The sequence below is a fragment of the Streptomyces sp. NPDC079167 genome (assembly GCF_040686735.1).
In the GTDB taxonomy this organism is placed as follows: Bacteria; Actinomycetota; Actinomycetes; order Streptomycetales; family Streptomycetaceae; genus Streptomyces.
In genome coordinates, this window is the sequence record NZ_JBFBLO010000001.1 from 810,080 (window position 1) to 827,910 (window position 17,831).

The 17,831-nt window shown below is 72.0% G+C and carries 18 protein-coding genes, 2 tRNA genes and 2 pseudogenes; 9 read left to right on the forward strand and 13 right to left on the reverse strand.

Features of this window, described 5'->3' with window-relative positions:
• Positions 1-11: 11 nt before the first annotated feature.
• The 5 genes from ehuC to AB0P41_RS03770 all read left to right on the forward strand — a co-directional run bounded on the left by ehuC (position 12) and on the right by AB0P41_RS03770 (position 3,425).
• Positions 12-746, forward strand: a complete 735-nt coding sequence (ehuC, locus tag AB0P41_RS03750; RefSeq protein WP_356708410.1) for an ectoine/hydroxyectoine ABC transporter permease subunit EhuC — start codon at positions 12-14, stop codon at positions 744-746.
• Entirely contained in the window at positions 743-1,387 is a 645-nt protein-coding gene (gene ehuD / locus AB0P41_RS03755; protein ID WP_356708412.1) for an ectoine/hydroxyectoine ABC transporter permease subunit EhuD, read from the forward strand. Before ehuC ends, ehuD begins: the two co-directional genes overlap by 4 nt.
• Positions 1,377-2,219 (forward strand): ectoine/hydroxyectoine ABC transporter ATP-binding protein EhuA, encoded by an 843-nt coding sequence (gene ehuA / locus AB0P41_RS03760; protein ID WP_356708414.1) that lies wholly within the window; start codon positions 1,377-1,379, stop codon positions 2,217-2,219. The genes ehuD and ehuA overlap by 11 nt, the downstream gene beginning before the upstream one ends.
• A gap of 176 nt (positions 2,220-2,395) precedes the next feature.
• On the forward strand, positions 2,396-3,154 hold the full coding sequence (locus AB0P41_RS03765) for an IclR family transcriptional regulator C-terminal domain-containing protein (protein WP_356708416.1): 759 nt from the start codon (positions 2,396-2,398) through the stop codon (positions 3,152-3,154).
• Between the two features lie 197 nt (positions 3,155-3,351).
• Positions 3,352-3,425, forward strand: a tRNA-Lys gene (locus tag AB0P41_RS03770).
• A 65-nt stretch (positions 3,426-3,490) separates the two neighbouring features.
• On the opposite strand, the gene AB0P41_RS03775 is transcribed toward AB0P41_RS03770, so the two are convergent.
• From AB0P41_RS03775 to AB0P41_RS03785, 3 genes are all read right to left on the reverse strand, one after another.
• A complete protein-coding gene (locus AB0P41_RS03775; protein WP_356708417.1) occupies positions 3,491-4,081 on the reverse strand; it encodes a lytic polysaccharide monooxygenase in 591 nt (196 codons plus the stop codon).
• A gap of 170 nt (positions 4,082-4,251) precedes the next feature.
• Positions 4,252-6,018, reverse strand: coding sequence for an SPFH domain-containing protein (locus AB0P41_RS03780; RefSeq protein ID WP_356708418.1), 1,767 nt, complete (start codon positions 6,016-6,018; stop codon positions 4,252-4,254).
• A 37-nt stretch (positions 6,019-6,055) separates the two neighbouring features.
• Positions 6,056-7,330, reverse strand: a complete 1,275-nt coding sequence (locus AB0P41_RS03785) for a peptidoglycan-binding protein (protein WP_365929848.1) — start codon at positions 7,328-7,330, stop codon at positions 6,056-6,058.
• A 169-nt stretch (positions 7,331-7,499) separates the two neighbouring features.
• On the opposite strand from AB0P41_RS03785, the gene AB0P41_RS03790 reads away from it, so the two are divergent.
• Positions 7,500-7,573, forward strand: a tRNA-Lys gene (locus AB0P41_RS03790).
• Positions 7,574-7,852: 279 nt separating this feature from the next.
• Here AB0P41_RS03790 and AB0P41_RS03795 read toward each other — a convergent pair.
• From AB0P41_RS03795 to AB0P41_RS03825, 7 genes and pseudogenes are all read right to left on the reverse strand, one after another.
• Complete coding sequence (locus AB0P41_RS03795; protein ID WP_365929849.1) at positions 7,853-8,539, reverse strand: class F sortase; 687 nt, start codon at positions 8,537-8,539, stop codon at positions 7,853-7,855.
• 1 nt (position 8,540) lies between these two features.
• Positions 8,541-9,101, reverse strand: coding sequence for a hypothetical protein (locus AB0P41_RS03800; protein ID WP_365929850.1), 561 nt, complete (start codon positions 9,099-9,101; stop codon positions 8,541-8,543).
• 66 nt (positions 9,102-9,167) lie between these two features.
• Positions 9,168-9,962 carry an HAD-IIA family hydrolase gene (locus AB0P41_RS03805; protein ID WP_356708422.1) on the reverse strand — a complete coding sequence of 265 codons (795 nt, stop codon included), beginning with the start codon at positions 9,960-9,962 and terminating at the stop codon, positions 9,168-9,170.
• A 109-nt stretch (positions 9,963-10,071) separates the two neighbouring features.
• Positions 10,072-10,230, reverse strand: a pseudogene (locus AB0P41_RS03810) (2-aminoethylphosphonate ABC transporter substrate-binding protein); the annotation flags it as partial.
• A 7-nt stretch (positions 10,231-10,237) separates the two neighbouring features.
• Positions 10,238-10,526: pseudogene (locus tag AB0P41_RS03815) on the reverse strand (GntR family transcriptional regulator); the annotation flags it as partial.
• Between the two features lie 55 nt (positions 10,527-10,581).
• Positions 10,582-11,451 carry a hypothetical protein gene (locus AB0P41_RS03820; RefSeq protein ID WP_365929851.1) on the reverse strand — a complete coding sequence of 290 codons (870 nt, stop codon included), beginning with the start codon at positions 11,449-11,451 and terminating at the stop codon, positions 10,582-10,584.
• Positions 11,452-11,587: 136 nt separating this feature from the next.
• Positions 11,588-12,724: an ROK family transcriptional regulator gene (locus AB0P41_RS03825; protein WP_356708425.1), complete on the reverse strand. Its 1,137-nt coding sequence runs from the start codon at positions 12,722-12,724 to the stop codon at positions 11,588-11,590.
• Between the two features lie 56 nt (positions 12,725-12,780).
• Between AB0P41_RS03825 and AB0P41_RS03830 the strand changes: the two genes are divergently transcribed.
• Both AB0P41_RS03830 and AB0P41_RS03835 read left to right on the forward strand, forming a co-directional pair.
• Positions 12,781-13,887: a Gfo/Idh/MocA family oxidoreductase gene (locus tag AB0P41_RS03830; RefSeq protein WP_365929852.1), complete on the forward strand. Its 1,107-nt coding sequence runs from the start codon at positions 12,781-12,783 to the stop codon at positions 13,885-13,887.
• Positions 13,884-14,363 (forward strand): heme-degrading domain-containing protein, encoded by a 480-nt coding sequence (locus AB0P41_RS03835; RefSeq protein WP_356708429.1) that lies wholly within the window; start codon positions 13,884-13,886, stop codon positions 14,361-14,363. Before AB0P41_RS03830 ends, AB0P41_RS03835 begins: the two co-directional genes overlap by 4 nt.
• A 48-nt stretch (positions 14,364-14,411) precedes the next feature.
• Here the strand turns inward: AB0P41_RS03835 and AB0P41_RS03840 are convergent, their stop codons facing one another.
• From AB0P41_RS03840 to AB0P41_RS03850, 3 genes are all read right to left on the reverse strand, one after another.
• Entirely contained in the window at positions 14,412-15,272 is an 861-nt protein-coding gene (locus AB0P41_RS03840) for a fumarylacetoacetate hydrolase family protein (protein WP_356708430.1), read from the reverse strand.
• Positions 15,273-15,401: 129 nt separating this feature from the next.
• Positions 15,402-16,172 carry a YidC/Oxa1 family membrane protein insertase gene (locus AB0P41_RS03845; RefSeq protein ID WP_356708432.1) on the reverse strand — a complete coding sequence of 257 codons (771 nt, stop codon included), beginning with the start codon at positions 16,170-16,172 and terminating at the stop codon, positions 15,402-15,404.
• Between the two features lie 85 nt (positions 16,173-16,257).
• The gene (locus AB0P41_RS03850; RefSeq protein WP_365929853.1) at positions 16,258-16,590 is read right to left on the reverse strand and encodes a DUF6412 domain-containing protein; all 333 of its coding nucleotides are present in this window, start codon (positions 16,588-16,590) and stop codon (positions 16,258-16,260) included.
• A gap of 226 nt (positions 16,591-16,816) precedes the next feature.
• On the opposite strand from AB0P41_RS03850, the gene AB0P41_RS03855 reads away from it, so the two are divergent.
• A complete protein-coding gene (locus AB0P41_RS03855; protein ID WP_356708435.1) occupies positions 16,817-17,824 on the forward strand; it encodes an SEC-C domain-containing protein in 1,008 nt (335 codons plus the stop codon).
• Positions 17,825-17,831: the final 7 nt, after the last annotated feature.

A 17,831-nucleotide genomic window follows, 5' to 3' on the forward strand; every position in this document is an offset into this window, starting at 1 on the left:
GACCCCACCGTATGAGTGACTTCCTCTCCATACTCGGCGAAGAGTTCCCCCAGGTCAGGTCGGGCCTGTGGGTGACGCTCGAGGCGACCGTCCTGGGCTCCCTGCTCGCCCTGCTGCTGTCCTTCGCCCTCGGTCTCGCCGCGGGCAGCAAGCTGCTGCTGGTGCGCGGGGTCTCCCGGACCGTCGTGGAGTTCTTCCGCGGCACCTCGCTCTACATCCAGCTGTTCTGGCTCTACTACGCGATGCCGCCCCTCACGGGATACGAACTCACCCCGCTGGTCTGCGGGGTCGTCGCGTTCGGCCTCAACTACGGGGCGTACGGCTCAGAGATCGTGCGCGGCGCGATCAACTCCGTGCCGCGCGCCCAGTACGAGGCGGCCGTGGCGCTGAACATGACGCCCTTCCACCGCATGCGGAAGGTGATCATGCCGCAGGCCTGGGTGCAGATGATCCCGTCCTTCACCAACCTGCTGATCCAGCTGCTGAAGTGCACGCCCCTGCTGTGGCTGCTCTCCGCGGCCGATCTGATGACCGCGATCGAACACGTCCGCAGCCGGAGCGGTGAGAGTCTCCTCACCTATCTGCTGCTGCTGGCCGTCTACTTCGTCCTCGCCTACGCGCTGACGCTGCTGATGAACATGCTGGAGCGCACCGCCAAGCGGCGGCTGGGACTGCACACCGGTGCGGGCAGCCTGCTGAAGACACGCACGGCGGAAGCCGCCGCCACAGCGGGAGGTGCCCGGTGAACCAGTCGTTCCGGTGGGAGGCCGTCGGGGACGCCTTTCCCCTGCTGCTCGAAGGATTCAGGGTCACGCTGCTCGCGACCGTGCTCGGCACACTCGTGGCGGCGGTGCTGGGACTGGCAGTCGCCGTGGCCGGGCGGGCGCCGTCCCGCATCGTGACCGTGCCGGTGAAGGCGGTGACCGAGTTCGTCCGCTCCACCCCGCTGCTGGTGCAGCTGGTGGGCGCGGCAGCCGTCTTCAGCTCCGTGGAGCCGCTGACCATCGGCATCATCGTGCTGGGCATCCACTACGCCGCGTACACCTCGGAGGTCTACCGGGCCGGGATCGACGGTGTGCCCAAGGGCCAGTGGGAGGCCTGCCGGGCGCTCTCCATGTCACCGCGGCGGACCTGGCAGGCCGTGATCCTGCCGCAGGCGGTGCGCAACGTGCTGCCCGCGCTCGGCAACTACGCGATCTCGATGTTCAAGGAGACCCCTTTCCTCGCCGTGATCACGGTGCAGGAAATGGTCTTCGAAGCCCGGAAGTACGGAGCCGACCACTTCGTGTACACCGAGGTGTTCACGCTCGCCGGACTGGTCTTCCTGGTCGCGAGCTACCCCACCTCACTGCTCATGAGAAAGCTGGAGAAGCGCCTTGGCCACTGAACCCGCACCCCTCGAGAAGGTACCCGGGCCCGCGGACGCGGCTCCGGACACCCGGCTGACAGGAGTCGAGCCGCTGGTCCGTTTCGACAAGGTCGTCAAGCGGTACGGCGACCATGTGGTCCTGGACGAACTGGACTTCACCGTGCGGCGCGGCGAGCACGTCACGCTGATCGGGCCGAGCGGCTCGGGAAAGACGACCATCCTGCGGCTCCTGATGACGCTGGAGAAGGTCAGCGACGGCGTGATCTGGGTGGACGGCTCTCCGCTCTCGCACGTGCGGACGCCGTCCGGGGCTCTGAAGCCCGCCGGTGAGAAGCAGCTGCGGGAGTCCCGGAAGAAGATCGGGATGGTCTTCCAGCAGTTCAATCTCTTCCCGAACATGAAGGTGCTCCAGAACATCACCGAGGCGCCGGTCAACGTCCTCGGCATGGACAAGGACGAGGCGGAGGCCCGGGCCCGGGAACTGCTCGACCTGGTCGGGCTCTCCGGCAAGGTCGACGCCCATCCCTCCCAGCTCTCCGGCGGCCAGCAGCAGCGCGTGGCCATCGCCAGGGCGCTGGCGATGCGGCCGGAGATCCTGCTGCTCGACGAGGTGACCTCGGCTCTGGACCCGGAGCTGGTGGCGGGTGTGCTGGAGCTCCTCAGCGACATCGCGAGGAACACCAACATCACGATGCTCTGTGTGACCCACGAGATGAACTTCGCCCGGGACGTGTCCGAAAAGGTCCTGATGTTCGACGCGGGACGGGTCGTGGAATCCGGTACGCCGGAAAAAATATTCACCGACCCCGAACACGAACGCACGCGCGAATTTCTCAACGCGGTGCTGTGACCTTGCCTTTGGCATGTTGCCCGTGACCTTGGCATATGCCAGGTGGGTGCGCCCCGGCCGACGCGGCGGGGGCGCACCATCAACTCCCCGACAGCCCCTCCCTTGCGGCTTGTTGACGACTATCGTGGGCCGTGAGCTTGCGGTCACAACCTGGCAGAAGCCCTGGAGGGGGAACCGTGGCGTTGAAGCCCGAGCCGAAGGCGCCGTTCCATTCGGTGCAGTACGCCCTGCGGGTGCTCGAGTCCGTGTCCACCCACGGCAGCGGGGTGACCGAGGCGCGGCTCTCCCGCGAGACCGGACTTCCGGCGGGGCATCTCACGCCGCTCCTGCTGACACTGCGCCGCGAGGGGTACGTCGAGCAGGTCGCCGACGGCGCCTACATCATCGGGTCCTCCCTCCTGGAGCTCGGCTCCGGCTCCGCCCGCAGGCGGGCCCTGGAGGCGAAGCTCCAGCAGACCCTCGTGCAGCTGCGCGACTCGGTCGGTGCGGCCGTCTACGTCAGCCGCTACGTCGACGGGGAGATCCGCGTCACGCAGGTGGCCGACGGGCCCCGCACGCCCGCCGTCAACGAGTGGGTCGACTTCCGCTCGGCGGCGCACGCCAGCGCGATCGGCAAGTGTCTGCTGACGCAGCTCGACCAGAACGGCCGTCGCGACCATCTGGCCCGGCACCGGACCGCGCGGCTGACGTCGCGGACGATCACGAACGAGAAGGTGCTCTTCTCCAAGCTGGACAGCCAGCCGGCGACGGTCCCGGTGCTCGACCTCCAGGAGTACGCCGTGGGCACGGTGTGCGCGGCCGTTCCGCTGACGGCGGGCTCCTCGGCCGGGTGCCTGGCGCTCTCCCTGCCGATCGAGCACGCGCACCGGCTGCGGGCCGCGGCCGCCACGCTGAACCGGCGCGCGGCGCCGGTTCTGCTGTCGCTGGCCCTCTGAGCCGAGCTTCACAGGCCGCTCCCCTGTGGCACACACCACGCCCGGGCGGTGGCGCGGATGCCTCGCTCGGTATACATGTACGGGTGCGGGCCCGCAGGTCAGGGGCGGGTCCGCACGAACCGACGGCTGTCGCCGGGGTGCGGCGGGCATGTGTCATCAGCACCCCTGAGGACCAGGTATTATTTTCGAGTCAGCCGGCGCCGTTAGCTCAGTTGGTTAGAGCAGCTGACTCTTAATCAGCGGGTCCGGGGTTCGAGTCCCTGACGGCGCACAGACACCACAGTGGGCGGTCTCCCTCCGGGGAGACCGCCCACTGTGTTTTCGTGCCGCGCGGGATCAGAACTTCACGTCGGAGCACGCGTAGAACGCGTTGCCGGTGTCGGCGACGTTCCAGACGGCCAGGATGACGTGCTTCCCGGACTTCTGGGTGGGCATCGAGCCCTGGTGGGTCAGCGTCGCCGGCGGCTGCTGGTTGCCGTACGGCACCGTCATGAAGGGCTGCGATTCCAGTGCCGCCCTGGTCAGCGGCTTGGTGGAGTCCCAGCCGTTCTTGGTGATGTAGTAGCGGAAGTCGCTGGTGGAGTGCCGGGCGGTGAACTGCCAGCGGAAGCTGTAGCCCTGCCCCGCGGTGACCTGGGTGGCGGGCCAGTTGCCGCCTCGCGGGTCGTCGAGCTGAGCGAAACCGCTGTTCCCGCCGGAGCAGATCTTGCCGTCCGCCGGTCCTGCCGCCGGGAAGCCCTTGGGGCCCTCGACGCTCTGCGGTTCCCACTGGATGCTGCCGCAGCCGGTGACCGTGCCGTTGGCGCAGAGCTTCTGCCGGCTGATGGGGGAATCCGTGTAGCCGTGACTGCTGGCGCTGCTGGTCGCGAACATGGAGACGCCCGCTATCGCCAGGCCGATGACGGCCGCGCTTGCTCTTTTCCGCATGCTGTGTCGCTCCTCGAGAACGTGGGGGATGTTCTGGGGATGATCCGAACTGTGCTGCGCGCCTCGCTGTGCTGCGGTCTAGACCAAGTCCAGATTATTGACGCGGCATGAACATGTCCAGACCAATGTGGATCGGGTTTCAGCGGGCCCTCCGGTGCAAGCGGAGGCCGTCAGGCCCCGTCCCCGCCGCTGCGGCCGGTGTAGAAGGCCACTGTCAGATCCCTGACCAGGGCCTTGTGTTCGTAGGCGTCGAGCTCGACGATGCCGCGCGCGGTCAGCCGGCCGACGGTGTCGTCCACCGCGTCGACGACGGAGGTCAGCACCTCGTCCCGGTGCTTCGCGTCGATGGCGGCCACCCGGCACCGCTGCATCGCCGCCGCGACCTCGGGGGCGTACTCGATCACGGTGGGCTGCGCGGAGTAGACCTCGATGCCCACGGGCACGCAGTCCGCCTTCACCATGCGGGTCAGCGCGTCACCCACCGCCTCCGCGTCGCGCAGGGTACGGGTCTCCCCCTGGAAGGCGTCGGCGGGCAGCTGCGAGAGGACCCGGGCCAGCGCCGCCTCCACCTGGTCGCGCAGGTACCGCTCGTGGTCCGCGACTCCGAGCGTGGCCCGCGCGGTGTCCCGCACCCGCCATACGACGAGGACCACGGCCCGCAGCGCGGTACCGCTCGCGTCCACGGCGGGCAGCGGCTCACTGCGCCAGTGCCGCAGGCGTACGTCGATCCGGCGGCGCCGCAGGATCGGGGAGATCCAGAGGAGGCCGGTGCGCCGGACGCTGCCCCGGTAGTCGCCGAAGAGCGTCAGCACCGAGGCGTGTCCGGCGCGGGCCCGCCCGAGACCGCAGAGCGCGAACAGCGCCACCGCCAGTACGAGGGCCAGCAGCGCCCAGGTTCCGGTGCCGATGCCGTCGTACGGGCGCTCCCCCAGCCCGAGCCGCCCGGTCACCGCGGTGGGCAGTGCGCCCTGCCACCGGAGCAGGGCCAGTCCGGCGGCCACCGCGGCCGTCGCGGTGAACAGCGCGGCCCACCCAGGCAGTACGGGTCCGGGACGCTCGGTGAGCCGGGGGTCGGCAAGGGGCGCGGGCCGGGTGGGCGCCTGCGTCCGGCGGGACCGCGGCAGGGGCGCGCGTCGCACGGTGCCGGTCCCCGCGCCGGCGGGTCCGGCGCCCTCGTCGTCGCGGAAGAGCAGGTGTACGGGGATGGGGGCGGTGGTCTCGGTGGTGATGACGGGCTGCCGGCGCCCGGCCCCCCACCAGGCGACGGGGTCAGCGGCGCCGACCGTGAGCGTCACCGGGGCGGGCTCCTCTCCGCCGGGCGGCCGGAACCGGCCGGTCCTGGGCTTCCGGAGGTCCGGCGGGCCTTCCCCCTGACCGGCGTCCTGGTCCGCCGGGGCGGGCGCCGCCTCCGTGTCCGCCTCCACACCGACGGCCTCCTCCGGAACGAACGGCGGAAGACCCGTCTCCGGCTCCGTTTCCGAGGGCTCGGGGCCGAGCACCGGGGCAGGGCCACGTCCCGGCTCCGGGCCGAGCCACGGCTCCAGGTCCAGGTCGAGGTCCGGCCTCCTCGGGCCGGACGCCGGCTCCCGCACCGGCACCGGCACCGGCATGTCCGGCCCCGGCCCCAGGTCCAGGTCCGCCGGAACGCCCACGCCGTCCACCGGTACCGACCGGCCCACCACGGCGACGGCGTCCAGGGCCGGCCCCAGATCCGGCGGGATGTCGTCCTCCACCGCCGGCACATCCGCCGCAGGAGCCGGGGCCACGTCCGCCCCGCCCCCGGCCGGCTCCGCCGACGGCTCCGGAACCGCCACCGCCGGCACTTCGGCCGGCGCCTCACCCTGCGCGTCCCCCATGCCGGGACCGGGCACCATCACCCGCGTGTCCCGCTCGCCCAGCTCGTCCCACTCGCCCCGTACGTTCTCCGTTGACCGCATTCCCGCCTCCGTCATGTCCGTTCCGTCGCTTCACCCGTCACGCGAAGAGCCGTCGCCATGTCTCCGGCCCCGGATATCCGTCGGCCGCGCTCCCGCTCCAGCCCTGCGCACGCTGGAACGCCTGCACATTGCGGCGGTCCGCCTCCGTCCAGCGCGGGCCGGGGCCGGTCACGTAGTGGGTGCCGAACCCTTTCTTCACCAGGCGGTCGCCGAGCCGTTCGACGTGACCGCTGGACTGCCCCGGCCGGAAGAAGCTCTTCCCGGGGTACTCCACGGCCTCGCCCGGCCCGGCGGCGGGGATCCTGTGCCCGGTGCCCTTGACCAGCAGGCTCCAGGTCCCCGGGCCGGGAATGCCGTCCGCCTCCTTGCCCTTCCACCCCTGCGCCAGCTGGAACGCCCGGGTCGCCCGCTTGTCCGCGTCGCTCCAGCGCGGCCCCGCACCCTCCGCGTAGAAGCGCTTGCCGCCCTGCGCGATGAGCAGCTCCCCGAGCCGGGTCACCTGCGCGTTGTCGGCGCCGGGGCCGAACTTCCCGGCCCCGGGGAAGGCGGTGGCCGAACCGCTGCCGCTCGCACCGCTGACGACGCCCTTGTAGCGGTAGGCCACGTACTTCGAGGAGTTGCTCCAGTACGCCATCGGCGTCGTCGCCGCCCGCGTGTTCGGGCGGGTCTGCTCGTACGCGAGGTAGTGACTGTGCGTGTGGTCGGTCCAGCCGCCGAAGACCGTGACGTGCGACCCCACCGCGGGGTCGGCCAGGTTGTGGAAGAGGAGGATGTCGCCGGGCTCCAGGTCGGCCCGGGCGATCTTCGTCCCGAAGGCGGCGAGGCTGCCGGTCCACTCGTTGCTGCCGAGGTTCCACGCCATCGACACGAAGCCCGAGCAGTCCTGCCGGTAGCCGTCCGACCAGTACGCCCCCATGTCGTACGGGACCTTCGCCGTCACCCATTTCTTGGCGCGGTCGATGATCTCGGTCCGGGTCGTCGTGCGCGGCGCGGTGTCCGGAGCGGAGGGCGGCCCGGAGGATCCGCCGCTGTTCAGCGGTCCCACCGTGCCCTGGGGCGTGACCGGCTGGGGGTCGGTCACCGTGCCGCCCCGGGCGTCCCGTCCGGCAGCGGTGGCCGCGGCCTGACCTGCCCCGCAGGAGAGGACCACCCCTGCGGCGGTGACCAGCACCAGCGCCCGCCGCGCGCCGTTCGCGGCCGGGTGGCCGCCATGGCGTACGGGCAGCGCGGCGGCCGTACGGCGACGTCGCGCGCAACCCGGACAGGCACAGTCGGCGGCTGGTTCGAACTCCTCGAAGACCGGCACAGTCATGCGACTCCTCTTCCCCTCGGCAGTCGTCCAGATCTTCCGTATGTCAACTTTCCCGGCATAGCTCATGGTGACGGATTAAAGAGACAAAACGACCATCCGACAGGCCGTACCGGAGAGGAATTGGTCAGGAGCACTCCAGGACATCGGGTAAAGTTCTTCAGGTCAGCAGGCGCCGTTAGCTCAGTTGGTTAGAGCAGCTGACTCTTAATCAGCGGGTCCGGGGTTCGAGTCCCTGACGGCGCACGCAACAGCAAGGCCCCCTCACCGAGTGTGAGGGGGCCTTGCTCATGTCCCGCGGCAACGGCTCGGACAGCGCGTCGGGCAACTGCCTCCCGGATCCGGACATCCTGCCGAAAACACTCCGGGTGCGGGGCGTCGTCGGCCTACAGTGTCGTGTCGGTACGAACGACCCGACCTCCCGCGTCGCGCCCGGGTCACTCCCGCGGTCCGGGCGCCGCGGTAGAGGACCGGCCCGGCCGGCGGCTCCGAGGGGGAGCGGGCGCCGGCCGGGCCAGGTCGCCTTCAGGTGCGGCTCTTCGAGCCGTGCTCCTCCACGCTCTTCTCCGCCGTCAGATACGCGGAGACGACGACGTTCGCCGTGTACGCACGGGACTTGTGGTCGTACGTACCGCCGCAGGTGATCAGCCGGAGCTCCGCCCGCCCGTCCTCGCGCGGCCCGTACGCCTTCTGCGCGTCGAAGCGTTCGCGGGTGAAGACCTGGACGTCGTCGATGGTGAATTCGGCGATCTTGCCGTCGGACCGGCTCACCCGGACCTTCTCGCCCGGTCTCGCGGCGCTCAGCCCGTAGAAGACGGCCGGTTCCGTCTCGGTGTCGACATGGCCGACGAAGAGCGCGGCGCCCTCCGTGCCGGGCTCGGTGCCCTCGGCGTACCAGCCGACGGCACCCGGCGTCTCGAACGGCGGGGGCGTGATCGCCCCTTCGTCGTCCAGCCCACGGCTCACGAGGTCCGCGTCGATCCCGAGGGCCGGGATCTCGACCCGCTGCGGCGTGGCACCGTCCAGCGGATCGTGCGCCGGGGGCATCGGGACACCCAGGGGGCGGCCGACCGCCGCGACGTCACCGGTCGTCGGGGCGGAGTTCCCCGCGGTGGCCGCGCGGCCCCACAGCCAGAGTCCCAGCAGGAGAACGGCCCACACGACACCGGTCAGCAGCCGCCCGGTCCCGGCGGGACGGTCCGGGGCCGCCATGTCAGTGCTGCGCCGGGCGGCGGCGTCGCGCGCTGCGGAACGCGACGGCGACGGCCGCGACGGCGCCCAGTCCGAGACCGATCACCGCGTGCCGGGTGCCGGGGCCCTCGTCGGCGGCCTCCTCGGCGAGCACCGCGGTGCCTCCGCCGCCGGCCCGCACGGGGGCGACGGGCGAGGGGCGGCCGTGATGGACGACGGTGACCGTGCCGGTGGCCTTGCCGTGGCCGTCCTTGCAGGTCACCCAGACCTCGTAGTCGTCGGGCGCGGCGTCGGAGCGGATCCGGGCCTCGGCGACGAGCTCCTTGCCGTCACCCCGCTCGAAGTGGGCTTCGGCGGCGAAGGCTTCGGAGTTGCCCCGGGCCGACCTGCCCTTGCCGCAGGCGTCGGTCCGGAGCTCCACCTCCCCGCCGGGTGAGACTCGGGACGGGCTGACCGAGACCGTCCCGTGACGCTTCTCGTCCCTGGAGTCGTCGGACGTGGGAGCGGCCGACGCGGCGGACGCGGGAAGGGCTATCGTCCCGGCCGCGATCGCGGCACAGAACGTGAGGGGCAGTGAACGCATCGTAAACCTCCTGAGTGAAGGTTCACGCTCCGGGCGGCACCCCGCATCCGCTGTAGCCCGGTCGGGTTACGGCACGGGCAGGTCGACCAGGTCGACGAGGTCCGCGATCGAGTCGACGACCGTGGAGGGCCGGAAGGGGTAGCGGTCCATGTCGGCCACCGTGGTCAGGCCGGTGAGGACCAGGAAGGTCTGCATCCCCGCCTCCAGACCGGCCAGCACGTCGGTGTCCATCCGGTCGCCGATCATGGCGGAGGTCTCGGAGTGGGCGCCGATGGCGTTGAGCCCGGTCCGCATCATCAGCGGGTTGGGCTTGCCCGCGAAGTACGGTGCCTTCCCGGTGGCCTTGGTGATCAGCGCGGCGACCGAGCCGGTCGCGGGCAGCGGGCCCTCGGCGGACGGGCCGGTCTCGTCCGGGTTGGTGCAGATGAAGCGGGCGCCGCCGTTGATCAGCCGGATCGCCTTGGTGAGGGCTTCGAAGCTGTAGGTCCGGGTCTCTCCCAGGACGACGTAATCGGGCTCGTGGTCGGTGAGCACGTAGCCGATGTCGTGCAGCGCGGTGGTGAGTCCGGCCTCGCCGATGACGTACGCCGTGCCGCGCGGCCGCTGGTCGTCCAGGAACTGGGCGGTGGCCAGGGCGGAGGTCCAGATGTTCTCCACGGGCACGTCCAGACCCATGCGCTTGAGGCGCGCGTGCAGGTCACGTGCGGTGTAGATGGAGTTGTTGGTGAGGACCAGGAACGGCAGCCCGGATTCCCGCAGCCGCTTGATGAAGGCGTCGGCCCCGGGGATCGGTGTGCCCTCGTGGATGAGGACACCGTCCATGTCGGTCAGCCAGGATTCGATCGGCTTGCGCTCTGCCATGTGACGGGCTCCTGCCGTACGCGCTGTGCACCCGAGGTGCTGGACGCCGGCGGCACCGCGTTGTGCAGCGCCGACGCCCCGATCTTAGACAGACGGGGAGGGACGGTGGTCAGCCGCCCGTGGCCGACTTCCAGGCCTCGACGTACTCGTCCAGGCCGGTGCTGATGCCGGACCGGTCCGGCTCGAAGATCTGCACGCCCTTCATCAGTCCCGCCAGCTCCACCGCGTTGGCGTCGGTGGCCTCGACGCCCTCCCGCGCGCTGAATCCGCGGCGCGCGGCCCTGGCGGCGTACGCCCCCGGTGTGGCTGGTGAGCGAGAGCGGCTGTTCGAGCTTGGGGGCCCGCCACGACCGTCCCCCGCCCCTGCCTGCGGAGCCGGCCCTCCAGCAGCAGCTCGCGCAGCGCCTGCCGCACGGTCTCGCACGAGACCTCGAAGCGCAGGGCGAGGTGACGCTCCGTGGGAAGCGTGCCGCCCTCGCCCAGCTCCTCTATGAGGGCGGAGACATGGGTCTTCACCACGTAGTACTTGGGGATACGGCCGTGTTCCGGGATGCCGGAACGGATCGGTGCGCCAGGTGCCTGGTCGGTCGGGAAGTCCGCGGCGGATGCTGCCGGCCGGTCAGTCCCGTACGCGGCGGATCCTGCGGGCGCCGGCCAGTGCGGCCACACCGCCTGCCAGCAGCACACCGGCGGCGATTCCGGCCGCGGCGGCCTGGTCATCCTGTCCCGTGCGGGCCAGCTCGGAGGTCTCCGTGTCGCGCCCCTCGCCGGTGTCCGTCCCGGGGCCGGTGGGTTCCAGGTCGGTCCCGCCGTCGAGGCCCCCCTCGACGATGTCGAAGGTGTAGTCCTCCGACTCCCCCACCCAGTCCCCGTCGTCACCGCGCCGCTCTCCCGCCGCCAGCCGCTGCACGACGGCCGCGTTGGCCGTGACCCGTCCGGGTTCGGTGTCCGAGGTGAAGGCCATCCGGACCTGGACGGTGACGGTGCCCCTTGCCGGCACGGTGAAGCCGGGGAAGTCGTCGTCCTCGCCGCCGCCGAAGACCCCGATCTGTTCGTGCCGTTCCGTGGTCTCCCAGGAGACGCGGTGCCGTGTGTCCGGGTCGGACTCCTCGGCGAACTCCAGCTGGATCCGGGCGGGGGTGAGCGTGCGGTCCTCGTCGGTGAGCACCAGCACCGGGTGGATGGCCCGGCACGGCTCGGCCGTGGTGTTGGTGAGGTCGAGGTTCCAGATGCCGTAGCCGCCGCCGGAGGCGTAGGTGTCCGGGCCGCCGTGGATGCGGGTCTCGATCGGGAAGCGCTCGGCTTCCGGTTCGCCGCAGACGGGCTGCCGGTCGTCGGCGACGACCGAGGTGGGAGCCGCCGGTGCCGCGTCCGCCTGGGTTCCGCCGAGGAGGACGGCGGGTACGGCAAATCCGGCCGCCAGCCCGAACGTCCCGAGGGTGGAGAAGACACGGCCGTCGCGCGGCCGTGCGGGGGGTTTGGGGGGCATGGGAGAACACCCTTCGCTGCTCGCGAACGACCGGCGCGGGGAGGCCGGCTGCCGGGGACGACGCTGCCACGCGCGCGCGAGGGCGGCCACCGCCGACCGGGCGACACCGCCCGTACGGGCGTCGGAAACCGCCCGATCAGCCCTGCCCGGACCGCTCTTCGGCCTCACCCGCCCGGCCGAAGAGCGGGGCGAGGACCAGCTGGGCCGCCCCTTCGGCCACGGGGCGGTCCCCGCCGCCGGCCACGGTGACGGGGACGGCGGAGGTGACGCCCTCGCGCCGGGCACGCTCCTCGACGACGGCGCGGACCCCCCTCAGGTAGGCGTCCTCGTCGGCGGCGACCGTACGGCCGCCGAGGACGATCCGGTCGATGTCGAGCAGCCCGACGAGGTTGGCCGCGCCCGCGCCGAGGACCCTGGCCGCCTCCGCGATGTCACCGCGGGCGGCGGCGGCCAGGCAGAGCGCCTCGACGCAGCCGCGTCCGCCGCAGCCGCACGGCGGGCCGTCCAGCTGGAGGGTCTGGTGGCCGAACTCTCCGGCGCCGGTACGGGCCCCTCGGTGCACGGCCCCGCCGAGGACGAGACCGGCGCCGAGGCCGGTGCCCAGGTGGAGGTAGGCGAAGTCGGCGTCGGCGCGTTCACGCAGGGCGAGGCCGAGGGCGGCGGCGTTGGTGTCCTTGTCGAGGACGACGGGCAGCCCGGTGTACTCCGCGAGGGCGTCGCGCAGCGGGTAGCCGTCCCACCGGGGGAAGCCGGTGACCCGGTGCAGCACTCCGCCCCGGTGGTCCAGGGGGCCCGGGAGGGCGGCGCCCACGCCGAGGATCTGGCCGTCCCCGGCCCCGTGGGCCGCTGCCCGTAGCGTCTGCACCGCGTGGGCGGCCGTGGTGAGGACCTCGGCGGCCGGGGCTCCGAGGTCGAGCGGGAAGGTGCGGGTGGCGACCGTGGTACCGGCGAGGTCGGCCAGGACGGCGGTGAGTTCGTCGCGGTCCAGATGGAGGCCGACGGCGTATCCGGCGTCCGGGACGAGGCGCAGGACGGTGCGGGGTTTGCCGCCCGTGGAGGCGAGCCGGCCGGCTTCGGCGGCGAGGCCCTCCGCGCGGAGCCTGGCGGTGATCTTGCTGACGGCCTGCGGGGTGAGCCCGGTGCGCCCGGCGAGCTCCAGCCGGCTGATGCCCTGCTCACCGGCGACGCGCAGCAGGTCGAGGACGAGCGACGCGTTGTGGTGGCGCAGCGCCGGCAGATTCGCTCCGCCGCTCCTGCTGTTGCTCCTGTTCACCGCCCCATTGTCTCCATCGCTTGCACTTTGGCAACAGCGTTGCTTAAGTGGATCGCATGACTGCCAACGCTCCTCTCCGCGTCGGGCTCGTCGGCTACGGCCTGGCGGGTTCCGTCTTCCACGCCCCGCTGGTCGCCGGGACCGAGGGCCTCGTCCTCGACACGGTCGTCACGTCGAACGAGGAGCGGCAGGCGCAGGCCCGCGCCGAGTTCCCGGGCGTGCGGTGCGCGGCCTCGCCCGACGAGCTGTGGCCGCGCGCGGACGAGCTGGACCTGATCGTGATCGCCTCGCCGAACAAGACGCACGTCCCGCTCGCGCGGGCCGCGCTGGAGGCGGGGCTGCCGGTGGTCGTGGACAAGCCGCTCGCCGGCACGGCCGCCGAGGCCCGTGAGCTGGCCGCGCTGGCCGGTGAGCGGGGGCTGCTGCTCTCGGTCTTCCAGAACCGCCGCTGGGACAACGACTTCCTCACCCTGACCGGTCTGATCGAGGAGGGCGAGCTCGGTGAGGTGCAGCGCTTCGAGTCCCGTTTCGAGCGGTGGCGTCCGCAGCTGAAGGGCGGCTGGCGCGAGTCGGGCGACCCGGAGGAGATCGGCGGGCTGCTGTACGACCTGGGCAGCCATGTCGTCGACCAGGCGCTCACCCTGTTCGGGCCGGCGGTGCAGGTGTACGCGGAGTCCGACGTACGCCGTCCTGGCGCGGCGGCCGACGACGACACGTTCATCGCGATCACGCACCGCGACGGGGTGCGCTCGCACCTCTACATGAGCGCCACCACGGCCCAGCTCGGCCCCCGTTTCCGGGTGCTCGGCTCGAAGGCGGGCTATGTGAAGTACGGCCTGGACCCGCAGGAGGCCGCGCTGCGTGAGGGCGCGCGTCCGGCGGCCGGCGTGCCGTGGGGCGAGGAGCCCGAGGAGCTGTGGGGCCGGATCGGTTCCGGCGAGTCCCCGCTGACCGGCGGCGGCGACCCGGTCCGCACGCTGCCGGGCGACTATCCCGCGTACTACGCCGCCGTGGCCTCGGCCCTGCGCGGCAAGGGTGCGAACCCGGTGACGGCTCTGCAGGCCGCCGCCGCACTGGATGTCCTGGAGGCGGCACGGCGCTCGGCCCGTGAGGGCGTGTCCGTGACGCTTCTGCCCCACCACGACGAGGAGCAGCACGCATGAGCACCGGCGCTCCGACCATCTCCGAGCTGATCGCCCAGGAGCGGCGTCTGACGCTGCCGCGCTTCGGCTACGACGACGCGTACGCGCTGGGCGGCCTGCTGGTCGCGCTGGCCCGTGAGCGGCACGCCCCGGTCGCGATCGACATCCGGCGGGGCGGCCAGCAGCTGTTCCACGCCGCGCTGCCGGGTTCGAGCGCGGACAACGACGCCTGGATCGACCGTAAGCGGAAGGTGGTGGAGCGGTACGGGGAGAGCTCCTACCTGGTCGGTACGCGGTTCCGGGCGAAGGGCACCACGTTCGAGGAGTCCTCGCGGCTGGACCCGGACACGTACGCCGCGCACGGCGGCTCGTTCCCGATCGCGGTGGAGGGGGCCGGCGTGATCGGCTCGGTCACGGTGTCGGGACTGCCGCAGGCCGAGGACCACGCGCTGGTCGTGGAGGCCCTGGAGCAGTTCATGACGCGTCCGCAGGCCTGACAGGGGGTGGGGTGGGCCACCGGGACCGCCCGGCGGCCCACCCCTCCGTCACGCCTGCTTGAGCTCCTGGCGCTGGCGGCCCAGTCCCTCGACCTCCAGCTCCACGACGTCTCCCGCCCGGAGGTACGGCTTGGGCTCGGGCCGGCCCATGGCGACGCCCGCCGGGGTTCCGGTGTTGATGACGTCACCCGGGTAGAGCGTCATGAAGTGGCTGAGATAGCGCACGACCTCGCCGACCGGGAAGATCTGCTCGGCCGTGGTGCCGTCCTGCTTCAGCTCCCCGTTGACCCACAGCCTGAGCGGCAGCGCCTGCGGGTCGGGCACCTCGTCCGCCGTGACGAGCCAGGGGCCGAGCGGGTTGAAGGTCTCGCAGTTCTTGCCCTTGTCCCAGGTGCCGCCGCGCTCGATCTGGAACTCGCGCTCGGAGACGTCGTGCGAGGTCGCGTATCCGGCGACGTGTCCCAGCGCCTCCTCGGCGGAGTCGAGGTAGCGGGCGGTGCGGCCGATCACGACGGCGAGCTCGACCTCCCAGTCGGTCTTGCGGCTGCCGCGCGGCACCAGCACCGTGTCCTCGGGGCCGACGACGGTGTCGGGGGCCTTGAAGAACAGGATCGGCTCCTCCGGGATCGCCGCCCCGGTCTCGGCGGCGTGGTCGTGGTAGTTCAGCCCGATGCACACGATCTTGCCGATCCGCCCCAGAGGCGGCCCGATCCGCAGGCCTTGCGCGTCGAGCGGGGGCAGGACGTCGGGCGTCTGCGCCGCCTCCCGTACGCGTGTCAGTGCGGAGGCGTCGGCGAGGAGCTCGCCGTCGATGTCGGTGACGAGGCCCGAAAGGTCACGCAAAGTCCCGTTCCGGTCAAGCAGCGCAGGGCGTTCGGAGCCCGCCGTACCCACTCGAAGAAGCTTCAACGGTCCATCTCCCCTTGGTCGCGATCGAGCCAGTCGGTGGGTTGCGGCCAGCGAAAGGCTCGGTCGATCCTCCAAGACATCGGATCACTCCGCAAGACCCTGTTCACTCACTGGACCCGAGGCGCCTAGCTAGACGGCGGGGGCGACCGCGGCCTCGGTGGCCGGGGTCTCCCGGTAGAGGAAGGCACGCTCGATCGCGGTCCAGGTGGTGCTCGTGACGATGTACAGGGCCGCGGCGAGCGGCACGTACGCGACGGAGACGAGGGTCAGGAAGGACATCAGCGGCATGACCTTCGTCATCGCACCCATGCCGGGCACGGGCTGTCCGTCCGGGCCGGTGGCCGGCGTCATCGGGTTGGCGGCCATCTGCCGCTTGGTGCGTCCGTAGTTGAAGGTGGCGACGGCGGCGACGATCACGAAGAGCGCGAGGTAGACCATCCCCTGCTGGCCGAAGGGGCCGCCGTCGGCCAGCGCGTCGTGCCAGCGTTCGCCGAGCGGGGCGCCGAGGAGTTCGTGGCCGAGCAGCGAGTTGGCTTCGCCGCCGATCCGCCGGCTGGAGAAGAGGTGGTAGAGCAGGAAGAAGGCGGGCATCTGGAGGAGGCTCGGGAGGCAGCCGGAGAGCGGTGAGACCTTCTCCTTCGCGTGGAGCTCCATGAGCGCCTTCTGCATCCGGTCGGGGTTCTTGGCGTGCTTCTTGCGCAGTTCGGCGATCTGCGGCTGGAGCTTGGTGCGGGCCTTCTGCCCGCGCGCCGCCGCCCGCGAGAGGGGGTGGACGGCGAGCCGTACGAGCGCGGTGAAGAGGACGATCGCGGCGGCGGTGGAGGCGCCTTGGAAGAGGGGCTGGAGCAGATCGGCGAATGCGCCGACCAGGCTAGCGAATGCGGACATGAACGCGGACATGGGTGAGCCCTCCGGGGGTCTCGTCGTGCCGGGGAGTGAATGACTCGGCAGGACGGCCCGCGCAGGGGTGGTGGCAGGGTGCCCTCTACGCGGCCGTCAGGAGGGCGGCCCCGGGCGCTCGGGGCCTGGTGCGTCCCCGGGCGTCGGGGTCACGCTGCGGGAGGAACGCGGTGCGCTTCTCCCGGTCGCGCATGGCGGTGCGCACTCTCGTACGGGGTACGGGGGCGGCGCAGCGCGCGCTGATGACGGAGCAGACGAGCAGCGCCGAGCCGGCGGCCGCGGTGGCGGCGAGCGCGACGGCGGCGGAGAGGCTGCCGCCCTCGGCGAGGAGGACCTCGGTGAGGAAGAGGACGAGGAAGGCGGCGGGGCGCAGGAGCCGGGCGACCGCACGGCGCCCACGGTTCATGTCGTCGTTCATCGGCCCTCCCCTGTCGCTTCGCGCTCGTACGTATCCTCCAGCCGTTATACACGATCGGTGGCCGGCGGCTGAAGGAGCGGTGCTGCCGCCCGCCACCACGGCGGCGGGCCTCCTCCCCCTGCGGGAGCGGGCCCCCGGGCGTTCTCCCCGGCGTCCTCCGGCCTTCGTCCAGCACTCCGGCCCGCACCCTCTCACCTCGCACCCGACCCGCAGTACCGTGTGGTCCATGCGCCCCGACACGCCTGCCGACCACATCGCCGAAGCCGAGCGCCTGCTGCGCACCGCGGCGCAGTATCCCGAGGACCACGAACCGCTGTTCCTCCAGGCCGCGGCCCATCTGGAGCTCGCCGGAGAGCGTGCCCGCGCGAGCACCCTCTACGACGAACTGCTCGGCTCGGCCGAGACCACCATCGATCACCCGCACCTGGTCAAGGCACTCAAAGCCGCCAACCTGTGGGAGTACGGCCACGAGGCGGAGGCCCGCGCGATCATCGACGGCATCCGCGCCGCCGGTCCGCTCGACGCGGCACCGTGGGAGATCGCCGCGGAGACGCTCGAAGCGCACGACGAGCTGGAGGCGGCCCACGACTTCTTCTCGACCGCGCTGACGCTGCTCCTCGCGCCGGGCGAGGAAGTCCCCTACGCCACCCAGTCGCTGGTGACCGGGCGGCACCGGGTGCGCAGGCTGATGGGCGTCGCCCACGACGCGTGGGACGAGCTGGCCGACGCGCTGCACACGGCCGCCGTCCCTCTCGACGAGCTGCACGACCCGAAGCGTCTGTGGTCCCTCGGCTCCTCGGACCCGGGCGAGCTGCAGGCGGAGATCAACCGGCTCCGCGCCGAGCTGGGCACCTACCGCAGCGCCCTGTCCCGCCCGTTCCCCGTCGCGGTGCTGCACTGGCCCGAGGGCGAGCTGCGGGAGCTCCTGACGGCCTACCCGGAGCTGGCCCAGGAGTACCTCTCGCACCAGGACCACCTGGCACGCCTGGAGGCGGCGCTGCGGGATCTGCATGCCGCGGGCACGCCGAATCTCGGCATCGTGACGGGCACGGTCCCCTCCTACGAGGCGTTCGCCGCGTCGGAGGCCGCGTCCCCGTCCGACCCCGACCTGCTCCCCCAGTACGCCACGACGCTGGCGGCCCGTGGCCGCGCCGTCCCGTGGCCCCCGGCGCGGAGCGCGGCGTGCTGGTGCGGCTCGGGGCGTTCGTACCGCGAGTGCCACGGGGCGGGCTGAGGGAGGC